The 26,856-nt window shown below is 68.0% G+C and carries 29 protein-coding genes, 1 other RNA gene and 1 riboswitch; of the genes, 8 read left to right on the plus strand and 22 right to left on the minus strand.

Features of this window, described 5'->3' with window-relative positions:
- Positions 1-195, minus strand: a riboswitch (cyclic di-AMP (ydaO/yuaA leader).
- Between the two features lie 228 nt (positions 196-423).
- The 3 genes from G7071_RS00170 to G7071_RS00180 all read right to left on the minus strand — a co-directional run bounded on the left by G7071_RS00170 (position 424) and on the right by G7071_RS00180 (position 2,845).
- The gene (locus tag G7071_RS00170) at positions 424-1,191 is read right to left on the minus strand and encodes an SDR family NAD(P)-dependent oxidoreductase (RefSeq protein WP_166313583.1); all 768 of its coding nucleotides are present in this window, start codon (positions 1,189-1,191) and stop codon (positions 424-426) included.
- Positions 1,192-1,239: 48 nt separating this feature from the next.
- Entirely contained in the window at positions 1,240-2,361 is a 1,122-nt protein-coding gene (locus G7071_RS00175; protein ID WP_166313585.1) for a hypothetical protein, read from the minus strand.
- A gap of 73 nt (positions 2,362-2,434) precedes the next feature.
- Entirely contained in the window at positions 2,435-2,845 is a 411-nt protein-coding gene (locus G7071_RS00180; RefSeq protein WP_166313587.1) for an HIT family protein, read from the minus strand.
- Positions 2,846-2,880: 35 nt separating this feature from the next.
- On the opposite strand from G7071_RS00180, the gene G7071_RS00185 reads away from it, so the two are divergent.
- Complete coding sequence (locus G7071_RS00185; protein ID WP_206062852.1) at positions 2,881-3,402, plus strand: MSMEG_6728 family protein; 522 nt, start codon at positions 2,881-2,883, stop codon at positions 3,400-3,402.
- Positions 3,403-3,539: 137 nt separating this feature from the next.
- On the opposite strand, the gene G7071_RS00190 is transcribed toward G7071_RS00185, so the two are convergent.
- From G7071_RS00190 to ftsE, 11 genes are all read right to left on the minus strand, one after another.
- Positions 3,540-4,427 (minus strand): LLM class F420-dependent oxidoreductase, encoded by an 888-nt coding sequence (locus G7071_RS00190; RefSeq protein ID WP_166313589.1) that lies wholly within the window; start codon positions 4,425-4,427, stop codon positions 3,540-3,542.
- Between the two features lie 106 nt (positions 4,428-4,533).
- Positions 4,534-6,309, minus strand: a complete 1,776-nt coding sequence (locus G7071_RS00195; protein ID WP_206062853.1) for a multicopper oxidase family protein — start codon at positions 6,307-6,309, stop codon at positions 4,534-4,536.
- A complete protein-coding gene (locus tag G7071_RS18630) occupies positions 6,306-6,632 on the minus strand; it encodes a hypothetical protein (RefSeq protein ID WP_206062854.1) in 327 nt (108 codons plus the stop codon). The genes G7071_RS00195 and G7071_RS18630 overlap by 4 nt, the downstream gene beginning before the upstream one ends.
- A 144-nt stretch (positions 6,633-6,776) precedes the next feature.
- Entirely contained in the window at positions 6,777-7,475 is a 699-nt protein-coding gene (locus tag G7071_RS00200) for a type 1 glutamine amidotransferase domain-containing protein (RefSeq protein WP_166313591.1), read from the minus strand.
- A 155-nt stretch (positions 7,476-7,630) separates the two neighbouring features.
- Positions 7,631-7,999: a transfer-messenger RNA gene (gene ssrA, locus G7071_RS00205) on the minus strand.
- Between the two features lie 21 nt (positions 8,000-8,020).
- Complete coding sequence (locus G7071_RS00210) at positions 8,021-8,686, minus strand: hypothetical protein (RefSeq protein ID WP_166313593.1); 666 nt, start codon at positions 8,684-8,686, stop codon at positions 8,021-8,023.
- A gap of 27 nt (positions 8,687-8,713) precedes the next feature.
- Entirely contained in the window at positions 8,714-9,622 is a 909-nt protein-coding gene (locus G7071_RS00215; RefSeq protein ID WP_166313595.1) for an amidohydrolase family protein, read from the minus strand.
- Complete coding sequence (gene smpB / locus G7071_RS00220; RefSeq protein WP_166313597.1) at positions 9,622-10,119, minus strand: SsrA-binding protein SmpB; 498 nt, start codon at positions 10,117-10,119, stop codon at positions 9,622-9,624. Before smpB ends, G7071_RS00215 begins: the two co-directional genes overlap by 1 nt.
- A 51-nt stretch (positions 10,120-10,170) precedes the next feature.
- Positions 10,171-11,472, minus strand: coding sequence for a M23 family metallopeptidase (locus G7071_RS00225; RefSeq protein WP_166313599.1), 1,302 nt, complete (start codon positions 11,470-11,472; stop codon positions 10,171-10,173).
- A gap of 56 nt (positions 11,473-11,528) precedes the next feature.
- A complete protein-coding gene (ftsX, locus tag G7071_RS00230) occupies positions 11,529-12,440 on the minus strand; it encodes a permease-like cell division protein FtsX (RefSeq protein ID WP_166313601.1) in 912 nt (303 codons plus the stop codon).
- A gap of 35 nt (positions 12,441-12,475) precedes the next feature.
- Positions 12,476-13,165: a cell division ATP-binding protein FtsE gene (gene ftsE / locus G7071_RS00235; protein WP_166313603.1), complete on the minus strand. Its 690-nt coding sequence runs from the start codon at positions 13,163-13,165 to the stop codon at positions 12,476-12,478.
- Between the two features lie 61 nt (positions 13,166-13,226).
- On the opposite strand from ftsE, the gene G7071_RS00240 reads away from it, so the two are divergent.
- Entirely contained in the window at positions 13,227-13,871 is a 645-nt protein-coding gene (locus G7071_RS00240) for a hypothetical protein (RefSeq protein WP_166313605.1), read from the plus strand.
- Between the two features lie 182 nt (positions 13,872-14,053).
- Here G7071_RS00240 and prfB read toward each other — a convergent pair whose 3' ends face one another.
- The 8 genes from prfB to G7071_RS00280 all read right to left on the minus strand — a co-directional run bounded on the left by prfB (position 14,054) and on the right by G7071_RS00280 (position 19,540).
- Positions 14,054-15,175 carry a peptide chain release factor 2 gene (gene prfB / locus G7071_RS00245; RefSeq protein ID WP_166313607.1) on the minus strand — a complete coding sequence of 374 codons (1,122 nt, stop codon included), beginning with the start codon at positions 15,173-15,175 and terminating at the stop codon, positions 14,054-14,056.
- Positions 15,176-15,367: 192 nt separating this feature from the next.
- Entirely contained in the window at positions 15,368-15,811 is a 444-nt protein-coding gene (locus G7071_RS00250) for a pilus assembly protein TadG-related protein (protein WP_246210234.1), read from the minus strand.
- On the minus strand, positions 15,808-16,284 hold the full coding sequence (locus G7071_RS00255; protein ID WP_166313609.1) for a hypothetical protein: 477 nt from the start codon (positions 16,282-16,284) through the stop codon (positions 15,808-15,810). The genes G7071_RS00250 and G7071_RS00255 overlap by 4 nt, the downstream gene beginning before the upstream one ends.
- A complete protein-coding gene (locus tag G7071_RS00260; protein WP_246210241.1) occupies positions 16,281-16,682 on the minus strand; it encodes a TadE/TadG family type IV pilus assembly protein in 402 nt (133 codons plus the stop codon). Before G7071_RS00260 ends, G7071_RS00255 begins: the two co-directional genes overlap by 4 nt.
- Complete coding sequence (locus G7071_RS00265; protein ID WP_166313611.1) at positions 16,679-16,876, minus strand: hypothetical protein; 198 nt, start codon at positions 16,874-16,876, stop codon at positions 16,679-16,681. The genes G7071_RS00260 and G7071_RS00265 overlap by 4 nt, the downstream gene beginning before the upstream one ends.
- A gap of 53 nt (positions 16,877-16,929) precedes the next feature.
- The gene (locus G7071_RS00270; protein WP_166313613.1) at positions 16,930-17,871 is read right to left on the minus strand and encodes a type II secretion system F family protein; all 942 of its coding nucleotides are present in this window, start codon (positions 17,869-17,871) and stop codon (positions 16,930-16,932) included.
- Positions 17,868-18,722, minus strand: coding sequence for a type II secretion system F family protein (locus G7071_RS00275; protein WP_166313615.1), 855 nt, complete (start codon positions 18,720-18,722; stop codon positions 17,868-17,870). The genes G7071_RS00270 and G7071_RS00275 overlap by 4 nt, the downstream gene beginning before the upstream one ends.
- A complete protein-coding gene (locus G7071_RS00280) occupies positions 18,722-19,540 on the minus strand; it encodes a TadA family conjugal transfer-associated ATPase (protein WP_246210247.1) in 819 nt (272 codons plus the stop codon). The genes G7071_RS00275 and G7071_RS00280 overlap by 1 nt, the downstream gene beginning before the upstream one ends.
- Before the next feature lie 34 nt (positions 19,541-19,574).
- On the opposite strand from G7071_RS00280, the gene G7071_RS00285 reads away from it, so the two are divergent.
- From G7071_RS00285 to G7071_RS00310, 6 genes are all read left to right on the plus strand, one after another.
- Complete coding sequence (locus G7071_RS00285) at positions 19,575-20,960, plus strand: recombinase family protein (RefSeq protein WP_166313617.1); 1,386 nt, start codon at positions 19,575-19,577, stop codon at positions 20,958-20,960.
- A 1,121-nt stretch (positions 20,961-22,081) separates the two neighbouring features.
- Positions 22,082-22,219 carry a hypothetical protein gene (locus tag G7071_RS00290; RefSeq protein ID WP_166313619.1) on the plus strand — a complete coding sequence of 46 codons (138 nt, stop codon included), beginning with the start codon at positions 22,082-22,084 and terminating at the stop codon, positions 22,217-22,219.
- Positions 22,220-22,443: 224 nt separating this feature from the next.
- Positions 22,444-22,596 (plus strand): helix-turn-helix domain-containing protein, encoded by a 153-nt coding sequence (locus G7071_RS00295; RefSeq protein WP_166313621.1) that lies wholly within the window; start codon positions 22,444-22,446, stop codon positions 22,594-22,596.
- A 171-nt stretch (positions 22,597-22,767) separates the two neighbouring features.
- Entirely contained in the window at positions 22,768-24,219 is a 1,452-nt protein-coding gene (locus tag G7071_RS00300) for a DNA primase family protein (protein WP_166313623.1), read from the plus strand.
- A 178-nt stretch (positions 24,220-24,397) separates the two neighbouring features.
- Positions 24,398-24,655: a hypothetical protein gene (locus tag G7071_RS00305; RefSeq protein WP_166313625.1), complete on the plus strand. Its 258-nt coding sequence runs from the start codon at positions 24,398-24,400 to the stop codon at positions 24,653-24,655.
- Positions 24,656-25,212: 557 nt separating this feature from the next.
- A complete protein-coding gene (locus G7071_RS00310; RefSeq protein ID WP_206062856.1) occupies positions 25,213-26,826 on the plus strand; it encodes a hypothetical protein in 1,614 nt (537 codons plus the stop codon).
- Positions 26,827-26,856: the final 30 nt, after the last annotated feature.

A 26,856-nucleotide genomic window follows, 5' to 3' on the forward strand; every position in this document is an offset into this window, starting at 1 on the left:
CAAAGTCCTTTCCCACGCCTGTGAGGTGAGCTGTCGGGTTGGAGCTGGAAAGTGCTCCGCCACCTGGTGGTGGCTTCACCCCGAGCCGTCCGCTGGCTGCGGCCGGCAGTGGAACCTGTGGGTCCCCACTCCTGCCCGAACATCGTGGTATCAGGGGGTCCGCTCCGGGCGGGCAGGACTCGGCGTTGCCCGGGCGGGATATCGGTTGTGTGATGCCTCCACCCGGCGTCGGCCGGAGGTTGAGGCGTCCACGAAGGTAGGCAAACCAGGGCCGGAAATCCAAGTTTCCACCACGTCCACTCGCCCTCCCCCGCGACTGCAGGCGGGGATCGGGGCGTCTGAGTGAGCAGGGTCATACGCCGCGAGCGGTGCGTGAGGCGGGTGCGGGTCGCGCAGAAGCAGCCCCACTCACCGCCCGGTGCGTCAGCCGAGCTTGGCCCCGCCGTCGACGTAGAGGGTCTGGCCGGTGATGTAGGAGGCCTCGTCGCTGCACAGGAAGGCCGCGGCCGCGGCGATGTCCTCGGGGTAGCCCACCCGGCGGACGGGGTTGGCGTCCGCGTTCATCTTGCGGAAGTCGTCGACGTCGATCTTGAGCCGCGCGGCGGTCGCGTCGGTCATCTCGGTGGCGATGAAGCCGGGGGCGACGGCGTTGGCATTGATGCCGTAGGGGCCGAGCTCGATCCCGAGCGTGCGGGTGAAGCCCTGGATCCCCATCTTGGCGGCGGAGTAGTTGGCCTGGCCGCGAGCGCCGAGCGCGTTGACGCTGGAGAGGTTGAGGATCTTGCCGTACTTCTGCTCGACGAAGTGCTTCTGGGCGGCCTTGGTCATGTTGAAGGCGCCCTTGAGGTGCACGTTCATCACGAGGTCCCAGTCGTCCTCGGTCATCTTGAAGAGCAGGTTGTCGCGGGTGATGCCGGCGTTGTTGACCAGGATGTGGATGCCGCCCAGCTCGCTGACGACACGCTCGACCGCTTCGCCGGCAGCCGTGGAGTTGGAGACGTCGCAGCCGACGCCGATCGCCTTGGCACCGTCGGCCAGCTCGAGCCGCTCTGCGGCCTCCGAGGCGGCGCTCTCGTCGAGGTCGAGGATGGCCACCGACGCGCCTTCGCTGGCGAACCGCTGCGCCGTACCGAACCCGATGCCGCGTGCGGCTCCGGTGATGACTGCGACGCGACCGTCAAAGCGACCCATGGTGACTCCTCAAGACTTAGATCTGGACGGCCCGACCCTAAGCCATGCCTAGTAGCCCCAGGGTCGCGGCTCGTCCCAGGCCAGGACGTGGCCCCAGTGCTCGTTCTTCGCGAGCCTGACGAGCACGTCCTCATCCAAGCTGCGGGGATCGAAGGTGGAGAGCACAGCGCGCGGCAGCCCGTTGTCGCAGGTCTCGGTGTGGGCGATCAGAAGGCGGTCCTCGAGACCGTCGACGAGAGAGACACCGCCCCGGCTCCCCGGGACTCTCACCGTCCTGACCTGCCCCTTCGCGTTCTCGCGGGTGATGAAGGAGCCGCCGCACGGGCCGTTCCCCTCGTAGTAGGAGGTGCCGCCGACCTGACGGACGTCAGTGTCCTCCCAGCTCGGACCCCGGAATCCGGGCCTGTTGCTCCGTCGCATCCTGGCCATCGCCGTCACCGCGCCGTCCAGCCCGACGGTCACGAGCCGGGAGCCCTTGCGCGAGTAGCAGGACGCGAGCAGTGCGGTGTCGCTGTACCACCGCAGGGGTCGGCACTGCCCCGGCGTCGCGACCCGGTGAGGCGAGGCGCCGTCAAGCGGAAGCACGAGCAGGGCCCTCCCCTCGGCCACCACGGCGGACGTGCCGTCGGGGGTGGTGATCGCGCCACCCTGGCCCGCACGTCCGAGGGTGGTGCGGGTGCCGTCCCAGGCGATCGAGAGGATCCTGCCGCCCAGCGTCTGGGTCAGCACGCCGGAGCCGTCAGGACGCAGACCGGTGGCCATCTCGGCCTTCGGCAGGGCCAGCGTCCGGGTGGCGCCCGTCTCGAGATCCAGGTGGATCGCCTGCTTGCGCGCCAGACTGACGTAGCGCTTGAGCAGGGCCGTCCGGGCCGACGGGTCCCAGCCGATCAGGGTGAAGTTTCCCGGGTCGACGTTGTTCTTCGGCGCTTGCCTCGTCGTGCGGTGAAGCGGGTGCCGCACCCCGTCCGGCGAGATGAGCTCGAGGCTGCGCGCTCGCACGCTGAGCTCGGCGCCCTGCTCGACCCGGCCACGGATCACCGTCGCCAGCACCCAGCCGTCACCGACCTGGTCCCACGGGACTCCGCTGCGCCCAGCGGCGGTGGTCGCCGTGGCGGGCGCCAGCACGGCGAGGATCAACAAGGCCAGCAACGGCCCGAACAGCTTCGACATGTGGGGTCCCCCTCGATCGGTGTGTGTCATCGAAGACGTGCCGTCCCCGTGATCGGTTGCGTCCGCCCGCCGATCAGTTCAGTGCTGCCCTGAGGCGAGCCCCCACGTTGGCCATCTCACCCTCGGCATACTTCGTCCGCGGCCAGAAGAAGCCGCGCAGCCCGTCACCCTTGGTCCGCGGGACGACGTGGAGGTGCAGGTGTGGCACCGACTGGCTGACGGTGTTGTTGATCGCCACGAACGACCCCTGCGCACCGAGCGCATCCTTGACGGCCGTCGCGATCTCCTGCGCCGCTGCGAGGAAGCCGTCGCGCAGCGCGGCCGGCAGGTCGGGCAGCGTCTCGACGTGCTGGCGTGGGACCAGCAGCACGTGACCCTTGAACACCGGCCGCCGGTCGAGGAAGGCCACGAAGTCGTCACGCTCGAGCACCAGCTCTCCCGCCACCTCGCCGGAGACGATGCCGCAGAAGACGCAGTCAGCCATGTCGCGGAGGCTAGCCGCTGGCTAGTCTCGAGGCGATGCAGACCTTCCTGCCGTATGCCGACTTCGAGCGCTCCGCGCGCTCGCTGGACCCCAAGCGGCTGGGCAAGCAGCGCGTCGAGGCGATTCAGGTGGTCCGTGCGGTCACGGTGCCCGACTACGGCTGGCGCCACCACCCGGCGGCGCTGATGTGGAAGGGCCACGAAGAGGCCCTCGGCCGCTACGGCCTCGTCTGCTGCGAGGTCTGGACCGAGCTGGGCTTCGCAGACACGTGCGCGGCGACGATCGCCACCGACCTGCGCACGGCCGGCGTGGAGACCATCCGCACACAGGCCGAGCTGACCGAGGTAGGTGCGCTCCCCCCTTGGCTCGGCGACGAGGCGTTGCACCTCAGCCACCGCTCGGCACTGGTCCGCAAGGACCCCGACTTCTACAGCAGCCGTTTCCCCGATGCCCCCGACGACCTGCCCTACGTCTGGCCCGTGCGCTCCGAGGCGACTCTCGAGGCCGAGCGTCGTCGGGAGGCAAGAAGCGACCGGGAGACCCGGCGGCCGGGTTGAGGACGCTGTGACCGGCACAGCCCGCCTGAGGTCGCCTGGGGCCCGGACGGCGACCCGCTGGCCCTTGCGACCGTGGACTTCGGCAAGATCCCCGACGAGATCTGGGCGGTCGGCGAGGACGGCGGGGGCGGATCCGGTCAGAGCTGGGACAGGGGTTCCACGACGTGCTCGCCGAGGGACCTGACGAAGGCGACGGGGTCGCCGCCCAGAGGCATCACGTGCACCTCGTCGACACCGACGTCGGCCAGGGCTCGCATCTCCTCGACGAAGGCGGCGCCTCCGGCCGGGTCCTGTGCGACGGCACCGTTGTAGAGCACCGTCCTGCTGATCTCGTCGTAGGGACGACCCTCCCGCTCGCACCAGTCGCGAAGCACGGCGAGCTTGTGGGCGACCTCGTGGGGACCGGCGCCGGCGCCTGCGAAGACGTTGCAGGCGTCGGCATACTTCGCGACCAGTCGCAGCGTCTTTCTCTCACCGCCGCCGCCGACCATGATCGGCGGGTGCGGCCTGCGGAGGGGCTGGGGCGCGTTGATCGTCTCGGCCAGCTGGTAGTGCTTCCCGGCGTAGGGGCCGTTGTCGTCGCTCCACATCTGGCGCACGATCTGGATGGTCTCCTCGAGCCGCTCGAACCGTTCGGCCACCGGTGGGAAGGGGACGCCGAGGGCGCGATGCTCGCGCTCGTACCACGCGGCGCCGATGCCGAGAGCGGCCCGCCCGCCGGAGAGCACGTCGAGCGTCGAGACGATCTTGGCGAGCAGGCCGGGGTGGCGGTAGGTCACCCCGGTCATCAGGAGCTGGAGCTCCACCGACGTGGTGTGCGCCGCCAGGAACCCGAGCGCGGTGTAGCCCTCGAGCATCGGGTCCTCCGCGCCCGCCAAGAACTCGAGCTGGAAGTAGTGGTCCATGAACGAGAGGTTGTCGAGCCCGGACTCCTCGGCCGCCCTGCCTGTCGCGGCCAGGGCGGGCCCGATCGCTGCAGGGCCGCCGGGGAGGTCGAAGTTCACCAGGTGTACGCCGAGCTTCATGTCTGCTCCTTCGGTCGGCGACGCGGATCGCGTCCCCCCAGACTTCCACGAGCACCGACGTCCACCGGATCACGCCGGTAGGGCTGCTCGTCGACCGGCAGCGCGCTCAGCCGTGCCGATCAGGCGGCTGCCCGGGCTGGTCCGGGCCGATCTGGCAGGGGCGCATCATCTCGTTGTCCTCGTGCTCGAGGATGTGGCAGTGCCAGACATAGCGTCCGGCCGTCAGGAAGCTGGCCTTCACCCGCGTGACCTCGCCGGGGTAGGCGATGACGGTGTCCTTGACGCCCGCCTCCCAGGCCTCCGGGGCACGAGGGGAACCGACCAGTCTGGCAGGGGGCTCGGTCTCCCCGTCCTCGTTGGTGACGAGTGCCTGGCGGTCCACCACCTCGAAGGCGACCTCGTGGACGTGGACCGGGTGCGCGTCCGCGGTGAAGTTGTAGAACTCCCACACCTCGGTGCTCCCGCGGGTCGGGTTCTCGGTGACGTGGTCTGCCCACATCGCCTCCTGGGGCATGCCGTCGGCGCCGAGGGTGCCCAGCAGGGCCTGCGCCGGACCGTCCCAGGACGACGACATCCTCTCGATCAGTGCCAGCTGTCGCGTGACGGTCGCCGCCGGAAGCGGAGCGATGACGGGCAGCTGCAGGAACCGGGGTGGGGTCGATGGGTCGGGCGCGACGGCAGGAACGACCCGGAACTCCATCACCTGACCAGTGGAGGCGGGGTCTGCCACCTCGAAGGCCTCGGACGGCTCGCCACCACCGAAGGGTTCGTCGGGGCCGAGGTTGCCGAGCACGTGGCTCCCGACCGGCACACCGGAGAAGTCGACGATGAGATCGGCCCGCTCGGCCAACCCGAGGAGCAGCTGGTTGCCGTGATCGGCAGTGAGGTTCACCGGCGCGGGGAGGAAACCACCTTCGTTCCCGATCTGCCACACCTCGACCCCCGAGATGCCGGAGAAGTCGAGGATGAGGAACCGGGACTGGCAGCCGTTGAGCATGCGGAAGCGGTAGCGCCGCTGACGCACGGTCGTGAACGGCCAGGTGTTGCCATTGACCATCATCGTGTTGCCGAAGAACTCCGGATTCCAGATCGGCGACAGGTCGGTGTCCGGGATGAATCCGGGATCTGCGGCGGTCGCGCCGTCGAAGAACTCCCGGCTGTCGGGGTAGAACAACGATCCGTCGGCGTTGAAGGCCCTGTCCTGGATGGCGAGCGGGATCTCGCCGTACTCCTTGCGGGGAGGGAATGCATCACCTTCCTTGGGCGCCGGGCCAGGAAGGACTGCGGGCGTGCCGGATCGGGTGTCGAGCACGGCCTTGTCGCCGGAGGGACCGCCGCGGATGAGGTAGAACCCGGCAGGGCCGGCATAGACGTTGGCGCGTGTCATGCCCAGGGTGTGGTCGTGGTACCACTCGGTCCGGGCGCGGTCCGGGTTGGGATATTGGAAGGTCGCGAAGCCAGGACCCCACGACACCCCGAGCTTGGACGCCGCCTTGGCGGCGAAGAAGTCGTACCAGGTGCCCGTCGAGGCGTAGCCCGCCGGGATGTTCGTGGCGGCTGGTAGATACCACGCCTCCGGGTAGCCGTCGCTCTCGTCGCCCACGCCGACGGCACCGTGCAGGTGGGTGACCATGGGTACCGGGCCGGTGTAGGGCTGAGGGTCCTCGAGTGAGCTCGGTTGACCGTCGCGCTCGGCCGTGCCGCCCGCCGGGTTCGCCCAGTGCAGCGTGGGGTCGATCGGGAGGAGGTGTGGCAGATAGCGGCCGTTGGAGTCCACCAGGTCGTTGATCCACTTGACCCGAACGGGTCGGTTCCACTGCGCCTCGATGGTCAGCGAGGGCGCGTTGTGGACCTTGAGTCCGCGCGCCGAGGCGGCCGTCACGGCGCCGTACCCCCACACCGTGGTCGCCGGGAGGCTCGGGGGAGGATCTGCTGCGCGAACTGCCTCATCGAGATCTCGTAGTAGTCGGCGTTTGCACCGCCTTGTTGCCTGACGGTCCCTGCGCGGGGCATCACCGGCGGGACCAGCAGGCGGCTGACGAACTTGGGGATCTCCTCGGGGGAGAGCGTGCCGCCAGGGATGGCGGCCAGGGCCTGCGTCGCTCCCCCGGGCATCTTGGAGTAGAGGACGAAGCCCGCCCCCACGCCCGCCGCCGCTCGGATGAACGTGCGTCGACCGAACAGCACCGGATCTCGATCTGACATGCCGCCCTCCCTCGTGACTCGGCCACGAACGTGGCCAGCGCGTCCACACCGAAGGTAGGACGAAGGGACGCCCACACACATGCCGCATATGCGGGATCTGTGGGCTCGGGGATGCAGACCGGACCGACGCTCGCCCGGCCCTCGTCAGGACGTGAGCAGACCGACGACCTTCTGCGCGGCCTCGGTGCTGGACGCCGGGTTCTGGCCGGTCACCAGCTTGTCGTCGACGACCACGAAAGGCGCCCATGCCTCCCCCGAGGAGAAGTTCGCGCCAGCCTCACGCAGACGGGACTCCAGCAGCCAGGGCGCCTTGTCGGCGAGCCCGGCCTGCTCCTCCTCGGCGTCGGTGAAGGCGGTGAGGTTGCGCCCGGCGAACAGCCAGGAGCCGTCTGCGCGCTTGGCCGGCAGGAGACCGGCCGGGCCGTGACAGACCGACGAGACGACCTTGCCGCCGTCGAGCATCGCCACGAGGATGCGGCCGAGGTCGTCGTCGACGGCGAGGTCCTCCATCGGGCCGTGCCCTCCGGGCACGAAGACGGCGTCGTAGGAGCCGAGGTCGACATCGGCGAGCACCAGCGTCGACTCGAGCCGGTCCGCGAGCTCGTCGAGGGCCTTGCGCTGCTTGGCCGACTCCTCCTCGCCGATGGTGTCCGGGGCGAGGCTGCCCTCGTCCACCACGGGCGTCTTGCCGTCCGGGCTTGCGAGGTCGACGTCGATCCCGGCCTCGGAGAACACCTGCAGCGGGGACAGCACCTCCTCGGCCCAGAACCCCGTCGGGTGCTTGCTCCCGTCGGTGAGGGTCCAGTGGTCGGAGGCGGTCAGGACGAACAGGATCTTCGGCACGTGAGTACTCCTCGAGTCAGGGTCGTCGACGCCGTACGGCGCCGCTTCTCGACGCTACCCATGAGGTGGTCGGCTCGCTCGCCGCACGCTGTGCCGAGAGAGCACGAGAGCCGCTCCGACTGGTGTCGGAGCGGCTCTCGGTCAAGAGGGCTTCTCTGTGGAGCTGGCGGGAATCGAACCCGCGTCCTCGAGCGTCGAACCAGGTCTTCTCCGGGTGCAGTCAGTGATGTCGTCTTCTCAGTCCCGGCGCTCGCACTGACACGTCGCCGACAGACTCAGTCAGGAAAAAGTCCCGATCACCCCTCCTGACGGAGGTGACCAGCTAGTCCTCTAGATGAGGCCTGGGTCCGGGACGAGGACGGGTGCCCGGTCAGACCCTTCGATCACTGCTCAGGCAGCGAGAGCGAAGTCGTTGCGATTGTTGTCGGCAACTATAGGTTTCCAGCGATCGTTAACGAGATGACGCTGGCTTCTCGACCCGCTTCCCCTGGAACTAACGTCCCAAGTCGAAACCGATCAGCCCCTCTTGAGTTGTGATGGTCAGTCTACGGGTCAACACCGACAACCGTCGCCCGCATTCCCTCGACGCCACCGACAGGCCCGGCGGGCACGGGCAGGAACGGCGTCGTGAGCAGCCCCAGGACGGTGCCGGCGACCGCCCCGGTGACCGCTCCGATGAGGAGTACGGCGCCGGTCGACCACCCGGCGTCGGGGGACGTCGCGCCGACGAAGACCACGACCATGACGACCGGCCACGCCAGCGTGTTCGCAAGGATCCAACGCGCAGGACGGCGAGCGGCGCCGCGCAGCGCCCAGGCCTGGGCCGCACCCAGCAGCGGCCCCATCGCGAGGCCGATGCCCGCGGCACCCAGGAGCACCAGCCACATCGCAGGCTCCGGGCCGGTCGGCTGGTCACGCGACAGCACGGAGGGGCTCGACGCCGCCGCCCAGCCGAGCCCCGCGACGACCACCGTGGCCACGAGATAACGCCTCGGGACGAGCGCCGGCAGCCGCCCGGCCAGGACGCGCGCCTGGCCCCACCCCAGTGCGACTCCCTCGACGAGACCACCGACGACGATCACTCCCAGGGCGACCACCAACGGCCACGACGGGCGCGAGTCGACCAGCCGCGCTGCTCCGGCCGAGGCCGTCATGCCGACGGTCTCGGCGCAGGCGCAGGCCACGATCCACGCGCGTCGGGAGGGGGCCATGGCCCCATCAGAGCGCAGCCAGTCACCTCAGCTCAGGGTCGAAGGTCCCGGAGCCGGGGCCAGCAGGGCCGCACCGTTCTCCCAGCACACCGCGCGGAGCCACGCCTCCCCCAGGTCGAGTCGCTCGAGCGACTCCAGCTGGTGGAGATAGGGATAGGGGATGTTGGGGAAGTCCGACCCGAGCAGCACACGGCCGGACAGTCCGAGGTCGCGCAGCCGCGGCAGCAGGTCGGCCGGGAAGACGCCACCAGTCTCGGAGAAGAAGTCGGTGAAGGCCATGGTTGTGTCCAGGTGGACACGCTCGTGGGTCTCGGCCAGCTCCAGGAAGTCGGCATATTCCGGCGCGCCCATGTGGGCGATCACCAGCTGGAGCCGCGGGTGCCGCGCGAGCAGCTCGGCGACCGGCCCGGGACCGGTGTGCTGCGCGGGGACCGGCCCGCTGCCGGCGTGCAGGACCACCGGAGTGCCCGCCTCGGCGACCAGGCCCCAGACGTCGTCCAGCAAGGGGTCCAGAGGAGAGAAGTCGCCCACCTGCACGTGGATCTTGAACACCTCGACCTCGTCGAGCCGCGCGGCGACATACGTCGATGCCGACTCCTCGGGGAAGAAGGTGCCGCACACCAGGGCCTCCGGCACCGCCGCGGCGAACTGGGCCGACCAGTCGTTGAGCCAGTCGGCCATGTCGGGCTTGTGTGCATAGGCCAGCGCGGTGAAGCGGGCGATCCCGAAGGACCGCAGCGTCTCGACCAGGACCTCGTCGGTGTCGCGGTAGTGCAGCGGCCACGCCCGCCCGATCAGCGGGCCGGCGGAGTCGAACTGTGCTCGGACCTTGGCCATCACCGACGGCGGCAGGAAGTGGGTGTGGATGTCGATCAGGCCGGGGAGCCCGAGGGCGGACCACCAGTCCCGGACCTGTGCGGCGGGGTCGGCGGCCATCAGTCGGTGTGGCCCTTGAGACGGCGCTGCACGGCCTGCTCCTTCTCGCGGTTGGCCTGGCGCTCGGCGAGGGAGTGCCGCTTGTCGTACTCCTTCTTGCCCTTGGCCAGTGCGATCTCGATCTTGGCGCGGCCGTCCTTGAAGTAGAGGGACAACGGCACGATCGTGTAGCCCTTGTCGCCGACCTTGCGCTCCATCTTGGTGATCTCGGCGCGGTTGAGCAGCAGCTTGCGCTTGCGCCGGGCTGCGTGGTTGGTCCAGGTCCCCTGGGCGTATTCGGGGATGTGGACGTTGTGCAGCCACACCTCGTCGTTGTCGATGTCGATGAAGCCGTCGACCAGGCTCGCGCGCCCCTCGCGCAGCGACTTGACCTCGGTCCCCTGCAGCACCATCCCGGCCTCGAAGGTGTCCTCGATGTGGAAGTCGTGGCGCGCCTTCTTGTTCTGCGCGATCACCCGGTTGCGCTGGTCCACCTCGCGCTTGGTCTGCTTGGCCATTGGGTCAGTCTCCCAGACCCCACAACCGGGATTTCCCCGGTGGCGGGGCGCTCAGAAGAAGCCGACCGGGTTCACGGCGCTGCCGTTGGCCATCACCGTGAAGTGCAGGTGGCACGCGGTGGACCAGCCGGTGTCACCGACATAGCCGATGACCTGGCCGCGGTTGACGAACGTGCCGGAGGCGACCGTGTAGGAGGAGGCGTGGTTGTAGATGGTCGCGACGCCGCGGCCCGCCAGCACCCCGTGGTCGACGATCAGCCGGTTGCCATAGACGGCGCTGTAGTAGCGCGAGACCACCCGTCCCGACTCGGCCGCGACGATCGTCTGGCCGCAGCCCCCACCGAAGTCCGTGCCGTCGTGCATGCCCCAGTAGCCATAGATCGGGTGGCGCCGATAGCCGAACGGCGAGGTCATCCCACCACCCACCGGCACCTGCAGCAGCCCGCCGGTCGGCCCGGCCGGGGCTGAGCGCTGGTTGCTCGCCGCCGCCTTCGCCCGCGCCCTGGCGAGAGCCCGTGCCGCACGCCGGCGGAGCATCTGCTCGATCCGGTTGGCGTCGCGCTGGGCCCGCTGGAGCTTGCGGAGGTCGTCGGCGCGGACCCGGCTCGCCTCGGCCTGCGCGGAGGCACGCTCCCCGACCAGCCCTGCCACCGAGTCACGGGCCTCTTGGGCCTCGACCTCCAGAGCAGCCGTGACGGCGAGCTGGTCGGCCGCTGCAGCGCGCTTGACCGCCACGTCGTCGCGAGCGGCCTCGACCCTGGCCTCGTTGACCTCGAGGATCACCTCGGCCGCCTGGAGCCTGTCGTAGTCGCGGTCCTGGCTGTCGACGATCGCCTGGTTGACGTCGGCGCGGCGGCTGAGGTCGGACGCCGACGCCGACTCCATCAGCGAGGCGAAGGCCATCAGATCGGGGTCACCTTGGGCATAGAGCCGCTTGATGGTGGCCCCCACGACGTCGCGCTGGGCTGCGACGTCGGCCCGCCCGGCCTCCAGCTCGGCCTGGGCCTGGTCCAGGGTCGCCTCGGCTGTGGCCAGGGCGGCTGCCATCGCGGCGTCGCGCTCCTCGGCCACGGCGAGCTTGCCGCGGGCGGTTGCCAGCGCCGTACGCGCGTCGGAGAGCTGTGCCCTCGCCGCCGTCAGCCGGGCGCTCGCGGTCCGCAGGGCCTTGCTCGACTCCTCCACGTCGTCGTGGGCGCGGTCGACCTTCTTCTCCACCCGCTTCTGCCGGTCCTTGAGGTCGTCGGCAACGGCGGGCTGTGAGGTCAGGGGGACGATGGCGGTGCCCAGGGCAACGACAGCGGCAACACAAGCTGTTGCCATGCGGCTGCGGGCGGTACGGGGGAAGGAACGCACCGGGAAGCCTTACTGGTGTTCGGGGAAGGGAACGCGACGAAGGTAACCCGCGAAGATCAGACTTTGAGGTATTTGCGCGTCAGCACGAGTGTCGGAAGCACGGTGAGCAGCGGACCGAGCACCGCGACGATCGCCACGGCGACCGCGTAGTGCTCCATCCCGATCCACGGGATGAACTGCAGCGTGTCCTGTCCGCGCTTCTCGATCCCGAAATACATGAACGCCGCGAGGGCGCCGGTCGCGAGGAGCACACCGAGGACTGCGGTGACGAGCGCCTCGAGCAGGAACGGCAGCGCGATGTAGAGGGTCGAGGCGCCGACCAGCCGCATGATGCCGATCTCCTTGCGCCGGGCGAAGGCCGCGAGCCGGATCGTGTTGGCGACGAGGAGCAGGGCAGCGAGGACCAGGAACGCCGCGGTTGCGACCGAGACCCACAGGAGCATGTTGATGGAGCCGATGATCGGCTCGATGTAGCGGCGCATGTCGCGCACGCCGGCGACCCCGTCGAGGCCACGGACCGCGCTGACGATGCCCTGGAACTCCTCGGGGTCCTCGAGCTCCACCCACAGGGACTGGGGCATGTCGTCGACGGTCAGGACCGCGTTCTCACCCTCGAACTTCTCGGCGCCATAGAGCTCCTTGACCTTCTCGAAGGCCTCCTCCTTGGTCTCCAGGTCCCAGCCGGCAGCCTCGGGGTTGTCGTCGATGACCGTGGTGACCGCATCGCGCTGGGCCTCGGTCACCTCGCCCGTGCAGGCGGGGTTGCTGTCCTCGGCCGTGCACAGGGCGACCTGGATCTGGAGCTGGCTGCCCCAGTGGGCCGCGGCCCGGTCGGCCTGGAGGTGGAAGAGCACGCCGAGGCCAACCAGGGTCAGCGAGACGAACAGCGTCAGGATCACCGCCAGGTGCATCGAGGCGTTGCGGCGCAGGCCCTGGCCGAGCTCGGAGAAGACGTAGCGAAGCTGCATGTCGTGGTGTCAGTCCTTCGAAGTCGTGAGGGGCGTCAGTTGGAGGCGCCGTAGACGCCCTGGGCCTGGTCGCGCACGACGCGACCGTGCTCGAGCTCGATGACCCGCTTGCGCATCTGGTCGACGATGCCCGCGTCGTGGGTCGCCATCACCACGGTCGTGCCGGTGCGGTTGATCCGGTCGAGCAGCTTCATGATCCCCACCGACGTGGTCGGGTCGAGGTTTCCGGTCGGCTCGTCGGCGATCAGGATCTTGGGCCGGTTGACGAACGCCCGCGCGATCGCGACGCGCTGCTGCTCGCCGCCGGAGAGCTCGTCGGGGAGCCGGTCGCCCTTGCCGGTCAGCCCGACCAGCTCCAGCGTCTCGGGCACGAGCTTGTCGATGTCGCTGCGCGAGCGGCCGATCACTTGGAGCGCGAAGGCGACGTTCTCCGAGACGCTCTTGTTGCCGAGGAGCCGGAAGTCCTGGAACACGGTCCCGATCTCGCGCCGCAGCCGCGGCACCTTCCAGCTCGCCAGCCGGTTGATCTCCTTGCCGGCGACATAGACCCGGCCGGACGTGGGGCGGTATTCCCGCAGCACCAGCCGCAGGAAGGTCGACTTCCCCGATCCGGAGGAGCCGACCAGGAAGACGAACTCGCCCTTGTCGACGTCGACCGAGACCTGGTCGAGGGCCGCGTGGGCGTGGCCGGGGTAGGTCTTGGTGACCTTCTCGAAGCGAATCACGGCCTTGAGGCTACGTGGTGGACCCACCCCGTCCTGGCATCGCGGCCCCTACGCTGGCGTCGTGCTGATCACTCTCCGCAGGCCCTCGCGCCCACCCTCCCGGTCCTGGGTGGCCGTCGGCGTGGCCTGCCTGGTCGTGCTGACCGGCTGCTCGCAGGACGAGCCGGCGCCGAGCCCCGAGGCCGAGACGACGACCATCACCCCCACTCCGACACCGCTGAGCGACTACGCCACCGACGACCTCGCCCTGGCCCGGGCCGACTTCTGTGACCGGGTGGGCCAGGAGTCGCTCGTGGACGCCCTGGGCCGGGAGCCCAGCGACGCCATCTCCTGGGGACCGGGCGACCAGCTGCCGGGGACCGAGGAGGTCAGCAACGAGTTCGGCTGCGCGTGGACGGCCAGCACGGTGACGACCGGTCCGGCTGACGCCCGGGCCTGGATCTTCGCTCCCCCGATCACTGCTGAACGGGCCGAGGACTTCGCCTCCGAGATGGTCGGGACGAAGTGTCGCCGCCTCGAGTCGGCGCCCGAGCTCGGCGCTCCGGGCGTTGCCCAGACCTGCACCCTCAACACCGGGGCGGCGCTGACCGGTTTCTATGGTCTCGTCGGCGACGCGTGGGTCGGCTGCGAGGTCCACGGCACCGACGAGGTGTCCCGCGTGGGTGAGTGGTGCGTCGCCGTACTCGAGGCGATGCGGCCGGCCTGAGCCCGCTCGACCCGCCCAGTCGGCGCACACCAACCGACCAGTCGGCGCACAACACCCGCCCAGTCGGCGCACAACACCCGCCCATGACTCCACGCCGACTCGGCCTGCATTTCACGCCGACTCGGCTTGTACTCAGCGCCCACTCGGCCTGCACTCCACGCCGACTCGGCCTGGACGTGCGGTCAGGCGTCGGCCTCGGCCTTGTCACTGCCCCGCCGCCAGCGGATGCCGGCCTCGAGGAAGCCGTCGAGGTCGCCGTCGAAGACCGCCTGCGGGTTGCCGGACTCGTAGGAGGTCCGCAGGTCCTTGACGATCTGGTAGGGGTTGAGGACGTAGTTGCGCATCTGGTCGCCCCACGATGCTTGTACGTCGCCGCGCATCCCGTCGAGGTGAGCCTTCTCCTCGGCCTTCTTGAGCGCGAGCAGCTTCGCCTTGAGCACGACCATGGCCGAGGCCTTGTTCTGCAGCTGGCTCTTCTCGTTCTGGCACTGCACCACGGTGCCGGTGGGGATGTGCGTGAGCCGCACGGCGGAGTCGGTGGTGTTGACCGACTGACCACCCGGACCACCGGAGCGGTAGACGTCGACCTTGATGTCCTCGTCGTTGATCTCGATCTCGTCGGTCTGCTCGAGCACGGGCACGACCTCGACGGCGGCGAACGACGTCTGGCGGCGCCCCTGGTTGTCGAAGGGGCTGATCCGCACCAGGCGGTGGGTGCCGGCCTCGACGGACAGGGTGCCGTAGGCGTAGGGCGCGTGGATCGCGAAGGTTGCCGACTTCAGGCCGGCCTCTTCGGCATACGAGGTCTCGAAGACCTCGACCGGATAGTTGTGCTGCTCGGCCCAGCGGATGTACATCCGCATCAGGGTCTCGGCGAAGTCGGCCGCGTCGACGCCACCGGCCCCCGAACGGATGCTGACCAAGGCTTCGCGGGCGTCGTACTCGCCGTTGAGGAGCGTGCGGATCTCGAGCGACTCGACGCTCTTCTTGATCCGGGTGAGCTCCTTCTCCGACTCGGCGAGCGTGTCCGCGTCGCCCTCCTCCGTCGCCATCTCGACCATCAGTCCCAGGTCCTCGATGCGGTCGTCGAGTCCGGTGAACTTGTCGAGCTCGCCCTGGAGCATCGACAGGCGGCCGGTGACGCGGGTGGCGTTGTCCTGGTCGTCCCACAGATCGGGGGCGGCGACCTGCTCGCTGAGGTCGGCGATCTCGCGACGCATCTCATCCAGGTCGAGGACCTGGCCGATGGTGCTCATGGTCGCCTTGAGCTGCTTGATCTCTTGGTCGAAGTCGGTGGCTGCCACAAGGGGCAACACTACGGCCCGGTGCCGCGGGGCGTCGATTCACCTCAACCGCCCGGAGCCAGCTGGTGTGGCTCCGGGCGGTCGGTGCGTCGGGGGTCCAACCCGACGCGTGCGCTCCCGGACTGGGAAGAGGGGAGCACACTTGTCTGTGGAGATGCGCCAACCGCGGACTTGGTTGTCGGTCTGAGGAGATCAGGGCGTCACGACGGTGACCGCGGCCGTGCTGCTGGCGGCCACGACGGGCTTCATGGGACTCCCGGGCAGGTGCAGCGGCAGGTCGACAGGCGCGCTGAGGGTGACAGTGACGGAACGGTCGAGGGTGTTGACCCGCGCGTCGACCTCGAGCCCGGGATAGGTGCGGTGGGCACCGACGGACGCGAGGTAGGCGACGACCACCTTCTTGACGGCTCCGGGCTCCTGCAGCAACCGCTCCTGATCGAGCCCGGCGTCGGCATACACGCCGGCGGCACCGAGGTCGGCGCTGCGCAGGGCGGCACCGTCGGCGAGGGTGTTGAGGCTCTGGCGCTGGAGATAGGCGCTGGAGGCGTTGATGACCACGGCGACCCCCATCAGGAGCACCGTCGCGAGCCCGAGGATCAGCGGGATGGTCGATCCGCACTCGTCGCGCCGGCTCACGGCCCGCCCTCCCCCGCCTCAGGTATGGCGACGAACTGCCCGATCGGCACGGTGTGGGTCGCCGTCAGGCGGAACGAGCGCCGCCCCTGGGCGAGCACCTCTGGCAGGAACGGGATCGTGACGCCCGACTCCACCCGCAGGGTGATGACCGATGTGCCCGTGTGGCAGTTGTCGGGGAACGGCTCGCAGCTGATCGACACCTTCCCGGACTGTCCCATGACCCCTTGGTCGAGCAGGGTCTGCTCGACGACAGCCTGGGCTCGCGCTGCACCGACGCTGTCGTCGGGCGCGAGCGCATAGGCCCGGGCGGCCGCGCGAGCAGCACCATTGAGGGCGAACGCACCGCGCTGGACCTCGAAGACCGAGAGCACGATCCAGGTGATCGGGATGAAGAGGATCAGCCCGACCCAGCAGAACTCGACGAGGGCGCTGCCGGATTCTCCCGACGCTCCGGCCCGGGAGGGGTGGCTCACGGCGCACCCTCGATGATCGCGTTGCCGCTGGCTGAGAGCGCGATCGCGGGGCCACCGAGGCCGAGCGCCGGCACCTCGGCGTGGATGACGACCTCGTAGGCCGGGGCGCCAGCGATGGCGACCTCGCGGACGACGATGTCGCGGGCGAACCTCTCGTTCAGCGTGCCCGCGATCTGCTCACTCGCCTTGGCGTGCCCGTCTGCCGGTGAGGCCCCCATGACCGCGGCTCGCCGCGCCCCCTCGGCCGCGGCCGAGGAGAGCGTGTTTCGCACGTGCAGCACGAGGGAGAGCTGGAGCAGCGCCGCGAACATCGGCAGCAGCACCACCAGGATCATCACGAAGTCGACGACTGCGCTGCCCCGCTCGGACCCGTGACGCCACTGGGCGCTCGCGGTCACTCCACCGACGCGAACGCGCGGGAGAGCAGTGCCTTGAGGGGCTCCTCGGCGAACGTGAAGATCACGATGGCCAGGCCCACGGTCATGACCGTGACCATCACCCAGCCAGGCACGTCTCCGCGTTCGTCGCGGCGACGTCGCGCAGCGACCGCGAGGTAGAGCGTCAGGAGTTGGGAAGCGGCTGGGTCTTTCATCGGGATCCCCGTTCGGTCGGTCGGTAGGTCGTTGCTTGCAGCGGCACGGACGTTCACGGCACCACCAGGCTCAGGCCGATGGCACCAGGGAAGAACGCGAAGAGGACGGTCACCGGCAGCACCAGGAAGACGACCGGAGCCATCATGAAGACCTCCTTGCGGGCGGCGGTCTCGATCAGCTCGCGCCGGCCGGCCTCGCGGACGTCTGCAGCCTGGGCGTGGAGCACGTCGGCCAGGGGGGTCCCTCGTTCGATCGCGACCGAGATCCCGCTCGCGAAGCGCGCGACCAGGGGCAGCCCGGTGCCGGCCGCCAGCGCGTCGAACCCGGCTGAGACCGGGGTGCCGGTGCGGATCCGGGCCAGTACCCGGCCCAGGTCGGCCGAGAGCTCGCCACCACTTCGCCGTACGACACGGTCGAGCGCAGCGACCGGGCTCTCACCCGCCGCGACCGCCAGCGCGAGGAGCTCAGCGACGGTCGGGAACTCGGCGACGATCTGCCGTTCACGGTTGTTCGCCTGGGTGCTCAAGCGGTTGTCGCGCGCCAGCACACCCGCGACGAAGCCGAAGCAGCACAGGAGCAGTGCCCCGACGGGACTGACGTCGTGGGTCAGGGCGCGCACCAGGCTGAGCGCAGCAACCACGGCGAAGCCTGCAAGTCCCCACAGGACCTGCTCGATGCGGAACTCGTGGACGGTCTTGGCGAGGGCGGCGCGCTGGAGTCGGCGCTGCACCGACGTCGCTCCGCCCAGCGCCCTCTCGACCATGTCGGCGGCCGACCGCAGGAACGGTCCGAAGACCCCGGCCGCGGCGGCGGTGGGCGACGACGAGCTCGCCTTGAGGGCGGGCGTGCGACCGACCTGGGGCAGGTCGCGCACGTAGGGCAGCACGCGCAAGGCCAGCTGGGGGCGCCGGATGGTCGACACCCGAGCAGCGACGAGCAGCACCCCGGCGGCGAACGTCGCCCCGAGGACCAGTCCCCACAAGGTCGCGCTCATGCCAGGATGCGCCTCTCGACCGGCAGCCGACCGATGCGCATCATCAACCGGTAGGCGATCAGGCAGACGGCCCCACCCACCGCCAGGACCAGGACGCCGGGGCCGGACGAATAGGCGGTGATGGAGCCGGTCTGGAACGACATGAGCAGCAGGACCGCCCACGGCGCTGCCACCGCGAGCCGGGCCCCGTTGACCGTCCACGCCTGCCGCGACTCCATCTCCGAGCGTGTGCGTGCCTCGTCGCGGAGATAGCCGGAGAGGTTGCGCAGCAGGCGTCCCAGCTCGCCGCCGCCCACCTCGCGAGCGATGCGGAGTCCCTCCACGACGCGGTCGCCGACCGGGTCGGCGAGACGGTCCTTGAGCCGATCGAGCGACTCGTGGAACCGGCCGGTGACCTGGTAGTCGAGGGCGAATGCCTCGAACGAGTCCCGCAGTGCCTCGGGTCCGTTGGTGCCGAGGGCGGCGAGAGCGTCGGGCAGGGACAGTCCGGCGCGTACGGCGCTGGCCAGGTTGTCGACGGCGTCCGGCCACACCTCGGCGAACTCGCGTTGGCGTCTCGCGGCCCGTTGCTTGACGATCGCGACTGGCGCATACCCGGCCATCAGGGCAAACACGACTGCGATCGGCACTGTCCGCGAGACCGCCTGGATCACGACGAACGTGACGGCGCCGAAGACGACGCACAGTGCCACCAGGCTCGTCACCGACACGTCGCCGAGGCCGGCTCGGGCGAGCAGCTGTCGTCCCCGTCCGCCACCGGGCTTCGGCGCGCGCGGCGACCGCGGTACGGCGAAGGCCGACCAGATCAACAGCAGACCCACCCCGAGGGCCAGACCGACGAGGGCGCCCATCAGCGCCCGCCGTTGAGGAGCGCGTGCAGGTCGATGCCGACGCGTTCGAAGCGCTCGAGCCGCGACGGCACTCCGGCACCGCGACGCAGCTCGCCGCCGCCGCGCTCGAAGATGGGCTCCACCTCGATGATGTCGTTCTCGACACGTCCCGGCACCGAGACGATCTCGTTGACTCGGCGAACGCCCTGGGCGTCGATGCCCAGGTGCACCACCAGGTCGACCGAGCTGGCCACCGTCGGCACCACGAACCTCGCCGAGATGTTCTCCCCCGCGAGCAGCGGAAGCGTGCACATCTTCACCAGCGCCTCGCGCGCACTGTTGGCGTGCAAGGTGCACATCCCGGGCAGTCCGGCATTCAGGGCCAGCAGCAGGTCGAGACACTCCTCGGCTCGCACCTCGCCGACGATGATCCGGCTGGGCCGCATACGAAGGGCCTCCTTGACCAGCTCTCGCAGCTGCACAGAGCCGGTTCCCTCGAGCCCTGCTTGTCGGGTCTGCATCGGCACCCAGTCCGGGTGGTTGAACTGGAGCTCGAAGACCTCTTCTGCCGAGATGACCCGGTCCCCACCTGGGATCGAGGACGCCAGGCAGTTGAGGAACGTGGTCTTGCCTGCCTGCGTCCCGCCAGCCACCAGCACGTTGAGTCCGGCCCGGATCGAGGCGTCGAGGAAGTCGGCCGCCGCTGGGGTGAGGCTGCCGAGCTCGACCAGGTCGTGCAGGCGTCGAGCCCTCACCACGAACTTGCGGATGTTGACGGCCGAGAACCCGCGACTGATCCCCTCCAGGACGACGTGGAGGCGGTGCCCTTGAGGAAGCATCGCGTCGACGAACGTAGGCGATACGTTAAGCGTTATGAGCACCGCCATCCTTTACTTACGCCAGTCCAAGGCGAAGGACGATTCGATCTCTATCGACCTGCAACGCGCTGCCTGCCTCGCCCACTGCCAGCGTCAGGGTTATGAGGTCATCGAGGAAGTGGTCGAAGAGGGTGTCTCAGGATTCCGCGACTGGCGCAAGCGACCGGAGTTCCACCGCGTCGTCGAGTCCAGGGCTGACGTCGTAGTTGTCTATCGGTGGTCGCGCCTGTCACGTAAGCGGCTGGACCAGGCGCAGCTGATCGACATGCTCGGGACGGTCGAGTCGGCGACCGAGCCGATAGACCCGACCACGGCGGGTGGCCGGTTCGCTCGCGAGCAGTTCCTCTCGTTCGCTGCGTTCGAGTCGGACCTCAAGAGCGAGCAGTGGAAGGAGGCGCTCAACCATCGAGCCGAGCGCGGCCTACCCAAGAACGGACAGCCGAGGTACGGATACGCCAAGCGCGAGGACGGCCACTACTCCCCCGACCCCATCACCGGACCGATCTTGCACGAGATGTACATCCGCTACATCGGAGGCGCGGGGTTACAGGTCCTGTGCGGCTGGCTCAACGATGCGGGGCACACGACGCAGCGCGGGAACGCGTGGACCGTGCAGACGTTGCGCCGTCTGTTGGAGTCGGGTTTCGGCGCCGGCCTGCTCGTTCAGGACACGAGAACAACGGGACGCGAGACGTCGTGGATCGAAGGCGCCCACGACGGAGTGATCAGTAGGGACGAGTGGCAGGCGTACCTCGACGTGAGGGGCAAGCGGAAGACCGTCGCGCCTAAGCGTCGAATCGCGCGGTGGCACTTGGCGGGGCTCGCGATCTGCGGCCTGTGTGGCAACCGCATGATCGTCACGACGCTGAAGGAGGGGAAGTCGCAGGCGCTCTGCTCCGGCTACCACAACTCACGGTCCTGCACGGGCGTGTGGATCAAGCGTCAGGTGCTGGAACACCGGGTCGCGCTATGGCTCGGCGCGCACATCGAGGACTTCCCTGAGAGGGACGTGACAGGCGGGGACGAGGCGAACGTCGTTAGTGATTTAGAGGAACGTCTAGCCGGGGTCCAGGCGCGTCTAGTGCGGCTCGCGGAGGGATACGCGGACGGCACTCTGGACACGGAGGGTTACCGGGGAGCACAGGCGAACGCCCTGGACGAGCGGACGAAGATCGAGACCGCGCTGCGTGACGCACGCGAGGAGGTCAGGCTCAGCGCGCCCATCAACATTGATGAGTTCTCGCGCCTGGAGGTCGGCGACGTCTCACCCGGCGAGTGGAACACCCTGCTCGGGCGGGTCCTCCGGCGCGTCGAGGTTTTCGGTGATCGTCTCGTGCTGGTGCCCGTCGTTGGCGACCAGGTGGAGATTCCCCGCTCGTGAGTCGTGAAACGTCCTGACGCGTATGTAGACGTCGCCCCATGCGGGAACGCACCGCGACAGGACCCACAGGATCAGGGCGACGCCGAGCATCACCGGTGGTGCTCCGCCCAAAGCCTCGATCATGGTGGCCTGCTCTCGTGATGGCGACAGGTTCCTTACCTGTCAAGACCATCGTCCCCGACTTCGCCGACAAGACACTGCACTTGTCCCCTGAGTTATCCCCAGCGACTGTGGACAACTGGCAGGCCACAGGCCTCTGACCTGCGGAAACACTGACCATCGGACTTGGCGCGGGCATCCTCGAAGTAGAACCGGATGCGTGCGTTCATTCGCGTCCGCAAGACGAAAAACCTGCTCTGACCTGCGACAACGTCAGGCGCAGCAGGCGCTTGAACCGCTCGGTCGGGTCTCGTTACGGATGTAGGTGATGATCCTCCCGGATCTTGCCCTGGTCGTAGAAGAGGACATCGCCCTCGGCGTGGCACTCAACTTCGAGGGATGGTGCGTGCCGACCGTGCGTGGCCCGTCGTGCGGCCTGTCGTGCGGCCAACGGTGCAAGCGTGACGACACCGCCGAGCTGCTCCCTACGTATGAGCTGGACCAGGTCCACGCCCACATTCGGAAACGGCGCGGCCTGCGTGCTGGTGGATTACCTGCCCGACGCCCAGTGAGAACCGTTTTCAAATCAATTTGCGAATTTTTTTCAGCGTGGTCGAACCCACTCGCACCGGGCGATTCCGGCACTCAAGGTCCTAGAAGTAGGTCCAAATGTGCGGGCGAGTCGATCGATGATTCTTGTAACCGGCCGCGATGAAGTTCCGACAGGGAGGGAGCGGTCGGAGGCAGAAGCGGAACAACACCGCCTAGAAAGCCAAGCTCGATGTCATACCCCGCCCTGAGCGCGGGCGACGCTGATCGGGTGGACGCCGGACGGGCCATGCCGCCTATTGCCGGCGATCTGCTCTAGGCGATCTGCGCGGGCTCGTGCGCGGGTTAACGGCTCAGGGTACGGACCCAGTGGGGAGCCGATGAGCAGACCGAACCCCGGAGGCGGGGTCGGCACCCTACGAGCGTTTCGGCCCTGCCCTCCGTCCCATCCACAACCACGCAGAGAAGGTCCAATGACCACACACGCCACGACCGAGCAAGACCTCATCGTCAGCCTCATCTCCGACCTCGCTTTGATCAAGGGCGAGCTGGAGTCCATGGGCATCAGCGTCGGCATCGAGGTCGGCGCTCGTTGGCCGGAAGAACAGTAGGCGACCACCTCGGCCAGCGAAGTGCTTTCTCGCTGCCCGGGGTTGTCGTGCATTTGTCGGACACCTCTCAGGCGTATTCACAAACAACTGGAGACCATTGAAAGTAATGATGGAATATAGTTAACGCCGAAACTTAGCACGACGACATCAAAGACGCTGAACGGCTAACCGCTGTTTGGCGTCTCTTCATTCACACTGGAGATCCCTTGATTACCCCAATTGTAATGAACGTACCCGAGGCGGCGGAGTACCTGCGTCTCAGTCCCAGCACGATCCGCAAGATGATAGCCGCGGATGAACTTAAGTCAACGATGCTTCGCGGACAGATCCGCATCCTCAAGGAAGACCTGGATGCGCTGTTCGAGGCGCATGACTAAAGAGCCACCGGCCCCGGAGGAGGAATGAAGCCGGTGGCCCTTCTTTGTTAGCACCCAATTTATGGAGATGAAGTAATGCAAGACAATAATATCGCAGCATTTGATAGCCACCCTCAGTCCGAGGGCACACCAACGATCCTCGCGGCCGTCAAACCCCACCGACCCCAGGACATGATCAACCTGATGCGGGCCCGACACGAAGCCACTACTGATGCCGTAGCGGCGCAGATCATCGCCGAAGACGCGCTGCGCGACCGGTACTGCTGGACCAGCGGAGTCGGCTGGTTGAGATACGAGCACGGCGTCTGGACCGAGACATCGGAGGCGACCGTCATCGAACGAATTCGCCGCGCCGTGATCGATTGGCGCTACATCGAATCCAGCACTGGTGCCGATGCGGAGCGCCAGATGCGCTTGAAAGCTCTACTCGGACGCAATCGCATCGCAGCAATCGCGTCGCTCTCGCGCGGGATCGTCCAGGAAGAGACATCGGCGTTCGACGCCCATCCCGACCTGTTAAACGTCCGGAATGGGGTGGTTGACCTCCGCACGGGACAGCTACAGCCGCACGACCCGTCTCTCTTGTTAACGAAGATTGCGTCGTGTGACTACATCTCTGGCGAGTCGCATTGCGACTGGACGACTGCGTTGGGGAGCATGCCGACCGGGGTGGCCGAGTGGATGCAGATCCGGATTGGTCAAGCGTCTACCGGCTACATGACCTCCGATGACATCCTGCCGGTGCTACAGGGCGGCGGCGAGAACGGCAAGACCACCGTCATATCGGCCATCGAGCGCGTGCTTGGCACGCATGCTCGCAAGGTGCCTGACCGAGTGCTTTTGGGAAACCACAACGACCACCCGACCGAGATGATGACCTTGCGCGGGGTGCGGTTCGCCCTGATCGAGGAGACGCCGGAAGCTCGCCACCTCAACGTCAAACGCTTGAAGGACCTGTTGGGCACGCCCACGATCACGGCGAGGGCGATCGCCCGGGACAACGTGACCTGGGACGCCACGCACTCGCTCTTCCTGACGACGAACTACGCGCCCCGGATCGACGAGGTTGACCATGGGACGTGGCGTCGGCTCGCGATGGTCAGGTTCCCGTACACCTACGTCACGACGCCCCAGAAGGACGAGGAACGGAGGGGTGACCCGCACCTCCGCGACCGTCTCCGCGACGGCCTACAAGGCCAGCACGAGGCCGTCCTCGCCTGGATCGTCGAGGGCGCGGTGAGGTGGTACTCCGCAGACCGGCGCATCCCGACACCACCGGTACAGGTGTTCACAGACACCAGGAAGTGGCGAGGCGAAGCCGACATGGTCTTCGCCTTCGTCGAGGAGTGCATCGAGTTCGACTCCGACGCGATGGTCACGACCACAGACCTCTTGGCGCAGTTCAACGACTGGCTGCTGCAGCGCGGAGCACACAGCTGGTCTGACCAGACCTTCTCGGCCAGGTTCGCCACGCATCCGACCGTCGCCGAGCACTCAGTCTCGAAGGCGCGCACGACGAAGCTCGACGCCATCACGCGCAGGTCCGGACCACTGGCCTTCAACAAGGAGCCGTTGACGGGTCGCCAGAGTGTCTGGGTTGGTGTCCGGTTCGAGCGGTCGTGACAGGGGTGACAAGGGGTCTTAGGTCGTTCCGACAAAGACAAAGATGGGAAACGACCAAAGGTCCCTTGGCACCTTTGTCACTCCGCCTAAGAGGTGTACGCGACAGTCATGCAGGTGTACTTAAAGGGGGTGCTTGGTCGTGATGGTCTGCGACATCGTGAACTGGGACGACTTCGCCATGGCACGACCGGATCTGCGGGCGCTGGAGCGCCTCGTGGTGGGGCGCGCTCGGACCGAGGCACTGCGCGATGGGCCTTGGTGCGTGGACGTCTTCTGGACGATGGAGGTTGCGCCGCTGCTGGGTGTACTGATTCCTGCCGGCGAGTGGCGCGAGCTGGCTGATGGCTATCTCCGACGCACGGTCGAGACATACGCCGGGTGCCGGAGCTGCGGCTTCCAGCACTCGACCGCGTGGGCCGAGGAGGCGCCAGGATGATCGTCGCGATGGTAATGGCCGGGCTGGGGGTCGGCGCGTGGGCTGCGAGCCACGACCTGGTCATCTTCATCGGCGAGCGGCTGCGACGTGAGTAGCGCCTGGCAGGGTGGCTCGACCAGCGCGTGGCGAAAGGTCCGCGCCATGGTCCTCACTCGCGACGATCACAAGTGCCGGTTGAGGACCAGCAGCAAATGCACCAATGTGGCAGATACCGTCCACCACACGCAATCGCGCAGCGTTGTGGGCGACGATCCCAGGCATCTCATCGCCGCATGTGGCGCGTGCAACTTTTCGTTCGGTGACCCGGCCCAAGAGAAGTACGGCGACCCGGCCGTTACGCCGCGCACGCGCTGGTAACAACGGGCAATTTGGCGTCATCCACCATTCCCCTATCGGGCCCGGGTTTTTCCCTTGACATGGACCCCGCCTAGACACCGCCCTGTCCCTTTTTCTCTCCGGGCATTGTGGAAAACTGATCGATAATTGATCAATGGCAACTCCACCCGATCCCACATCGCTGGCCGAAGCTGTCCGCGAAACCCTCGACGCGATTCCGCGTGACCCTCGTGATGCTGCGCTTCGTGGCCTTCTCGTGCGATATGCCGACGAGGTCGACGCAGGTGGATTTCTCGACAAGTACGGCAGCCGGATCCTGTCCGCCTTACACGCCCTCGAGGCCACGCCTCGGGCACGCCGGGACCGGCCGGCACCGGATTCCGCCTGGGACGAACTCGGAGCGTTCTTTGACCGCGCTGCTGGGCAGTGAGACACCTCGGCTAGCAACGCCGCCGCTGCACCACCTGACACCCGACACGAGCTTGGGCTTCGAGGTCATCGCCTTCTCCGAGAGGTTCTGCCGAGTCGAGCTCATGCCCTGGCAGCGGTGGTGGCTGATCCACGCCCTCGAACTCCGCCCGGACGGACGCCTCCGCTTCCGCCGCATCCTCACGCTCGTCTCGCGACAGAACGGAAAGACCCACCTGTTGAAGCTGGTCGCCTTGTGGGCGATGGTCTCCGGCCGAGCACAGCTCGTCCTTGGTGTCGCACAAGACCTCGTGACCGCCCGAGAGTCGTGGCAGGGCACCATCGACCTCACCGAGCACCACCCGGCGCTCACGGCATTGAGGGGTAAGAATGCCGTCCGGCTCTCAACCGGCGATCTCGCGTTTACGTTGACCAACGGGGCGCGCTACAAGATCGCCCCGGCTAACGGTCGAGCCGGACGCGGCCTGTCGGTCGACCTCCTGATCCTTGACGAGCTCCGTGAGCACCGCGACGACGCCGCGTGGGCCGCCCTCTCAGCGACGACCACGGCCCGACCCGACGGACTCATCGTCGCTATCTCGAACGCCGGTGAGGAGCGATCGATTGTCCTCAACGGTCTGCGGGACTCCGCACTCGCTGGAGCCGACGAGACGTTGGGGTTGTTCGAGTGGTCCGCGCCCGACAACTGCGAACTCGACGACCCACGCGCATGGGCGCAAGCAAACCCGGGACTCGGGCACACCATCGAGGACCGCACTCTCGCCTCCGCACTCGCCACACTGACCCCCGGCAGGTTCAGGACCGAGCACCTGTGCCAGCGCGTCGAGTCCATCGAGACAGCGATTGACCTCAACGCCTGGCAGGCGTGCGCCGACTCACTCGGCACTATGGACGCCTTACGCGATCGCATCACGCTCTGCCTCGACGTCTCCTCCGACCTCAAACACGTCTCGCTCGTCGCTGCCGGTCAACGCCAGGACGGGCGCGTGCGAGTCGAGCCGGTCGGCGCCTGGGACTCCCCCGACCAAGCACGGGCCGCACTGCCCGACCTCCTGACGCGCATCGACCCCCGAGTCCTCGGGTGGTTCCCGGGTGGACCGGCTGCTGCCCTAGCTGCCGACTTGCGTGGCCTGAGCAAGACTGTCGAGCTGAAGGCCGGTGACGTCCCGTCGGTCTGCCAGGGATTCGCTGAGCAGGTGACGGCTCGGCGACTGGTGCACAGCAACGACCCACTCCTCAACGCCCATGTCAGCCAGACCACGAAACTCACTTCTGGGGACGGTTGGCGCTTCTCCCGGCGAGGTCTCGGGCATTGTGACGCCCTCTACGCGGCGGCAGGTTCGGTGCACTTGGCGAGGACATTGCCGGTGTCGGTGGGCAAACCGAGGATCATCGTCGCCGCGTAGCTGCTTAGAACCGAAATACGATTGATCCGA

It is taken from the genome of Nocardioides piscis (assembly GCF_011300215.1).
Lineage (GTDB): Bacteria > Actinomycetota > Actinomycetes > Propionibacteriales > Nocardioidaceae > Nocardioides > Nocardioides piscis.

Coding starts and splice junctions, on each gene's coding strand:
- G7071_RS00190 (WP_166313589.1), bottom strand. CDS start 4,427: ATGAAGCTCGGCGTACACCTGGTGAACTTCGACCTCCCCGGCGGCCCT.
- G7071_RS00210 (WP_166313593.1), bottom strand. CDS start 8,686: ATGGCCCCCTCCCGACGCGCGTGGATCGTGGCCTGCGCCTGCGCCGAG.
- G7071_RS00170 (WP_166313583.1), bottom strand. CDS start 1,191: ATGGGTCGCTTTGACGGTCGCGTCGCAGTCATCACCGGAGCCGCACGC.
- ftsX (WP_166313601.1), bottom strand. CDS start 12,440: ATGCAGCTTCGCTACGTCTTCTCCGAGCTCGGCCAGGGCCTGCGCCGC.
- G7071_RS00175 (WP_166313585.1), bottom strand. CDS start 2,361: ATGTCGAAGCTGTTCGGGCCGTTGCTGGCCTTGTTGATCCTCGCCGTG.
- G7071_RS00275 (WP_166313615.1), bottom strand. CDS start 18,722: ATGGGCGCCCTCGTCGGTCTGGCCCTCGGGGTGGGTCTGCTGTTGATC.
- G7071_RS00185 (WP_206062852.1), top strand. CDS start 2,881: ATGCAGACCTTCCTGCCGTATGCCGACTTCGAGCGCTCCGCGCGCTCG.
- G7071_RS00285 (WP_166313617.1), top strand. CDS start 19,575: ATGAGCACCGCCATCCTTTACTTACGCCAGTCCAAGGCGAAGGACGAT.
- smpB (WP_166313597.1), bottom strand. CDS start 10,119: ATGGCCAAGCAGACCAAGCGCGAGGTGGACCAGCGCAACCGGGTGATC.
- G7071_RS00180 (WP_166313587.1), bottom strand. CDS start 2,845: ATGGCTGACTGCGTCTTCTGCGGCATCGTCTCCGGCGAGGTGGCGGGA.
- G7071_RS00300 (WP_166313623.1), top strand. CDS start 22,768: ATGATCAACCTGATGCGGGCCCGACACGAAGCCACTACTGATGCCGTA.
- G7071_RS00265 (WP_166313611.1), bottom strand. CDS start 16,876: ATGAAAGACCCAGCCGCTTCCCAACTCCTGACGCTCTACCTCGCGGTC.
- G7071_RS00280 (WP_246210247.1), bottom strand. CDS start 19,540: ATGCTTCCTCAAGGGCACCGCCTCCACGTCGTCCTGGAGGGGATCAGT.
- G7071_RS00215 (WP_166313595.1), bottom strand. CDS start 9,622: ATGGCCGCCGACCCCGCCGCACAGGTCCGGGACTGGTGGTCCGCCCTC.
- G7071_RS00305 (WP_166313625.1), top strand. CDS start 24,398: ATGGCACGACCGGATCTGCGGGCGCTGGAGCGCCTCGTGGTGGGGCGC.
- G7071_RS00290 (WP_166313619.1), top strand. CDS start 22,082: ATGACCACACACGCCACGACCGAGCAAGACCTCATCGTCAGCCTCATC.
- G7071_RS00270 (WP_166313613.1), bottom strand. CDS start 17,871: ATGAGCGCGACCTTGTGGGGACTGGTCCTCGGGGCGACGTTCGCCGCC.
- G7071_RS18630 (WP_206062854.1), bottom strand. CDS start 6,632: ATGTCAGATCGAGATCCGGTGCTGTTCGGTCGACGCACGTTCATCCGA.
- G7071_RS00295 (WP_166313621.1), top strand. CDS start 22,444: ATGAACGTACCCGAGGCGGCGGAGTACCTGCGTCTCAGTCCCAGCACG.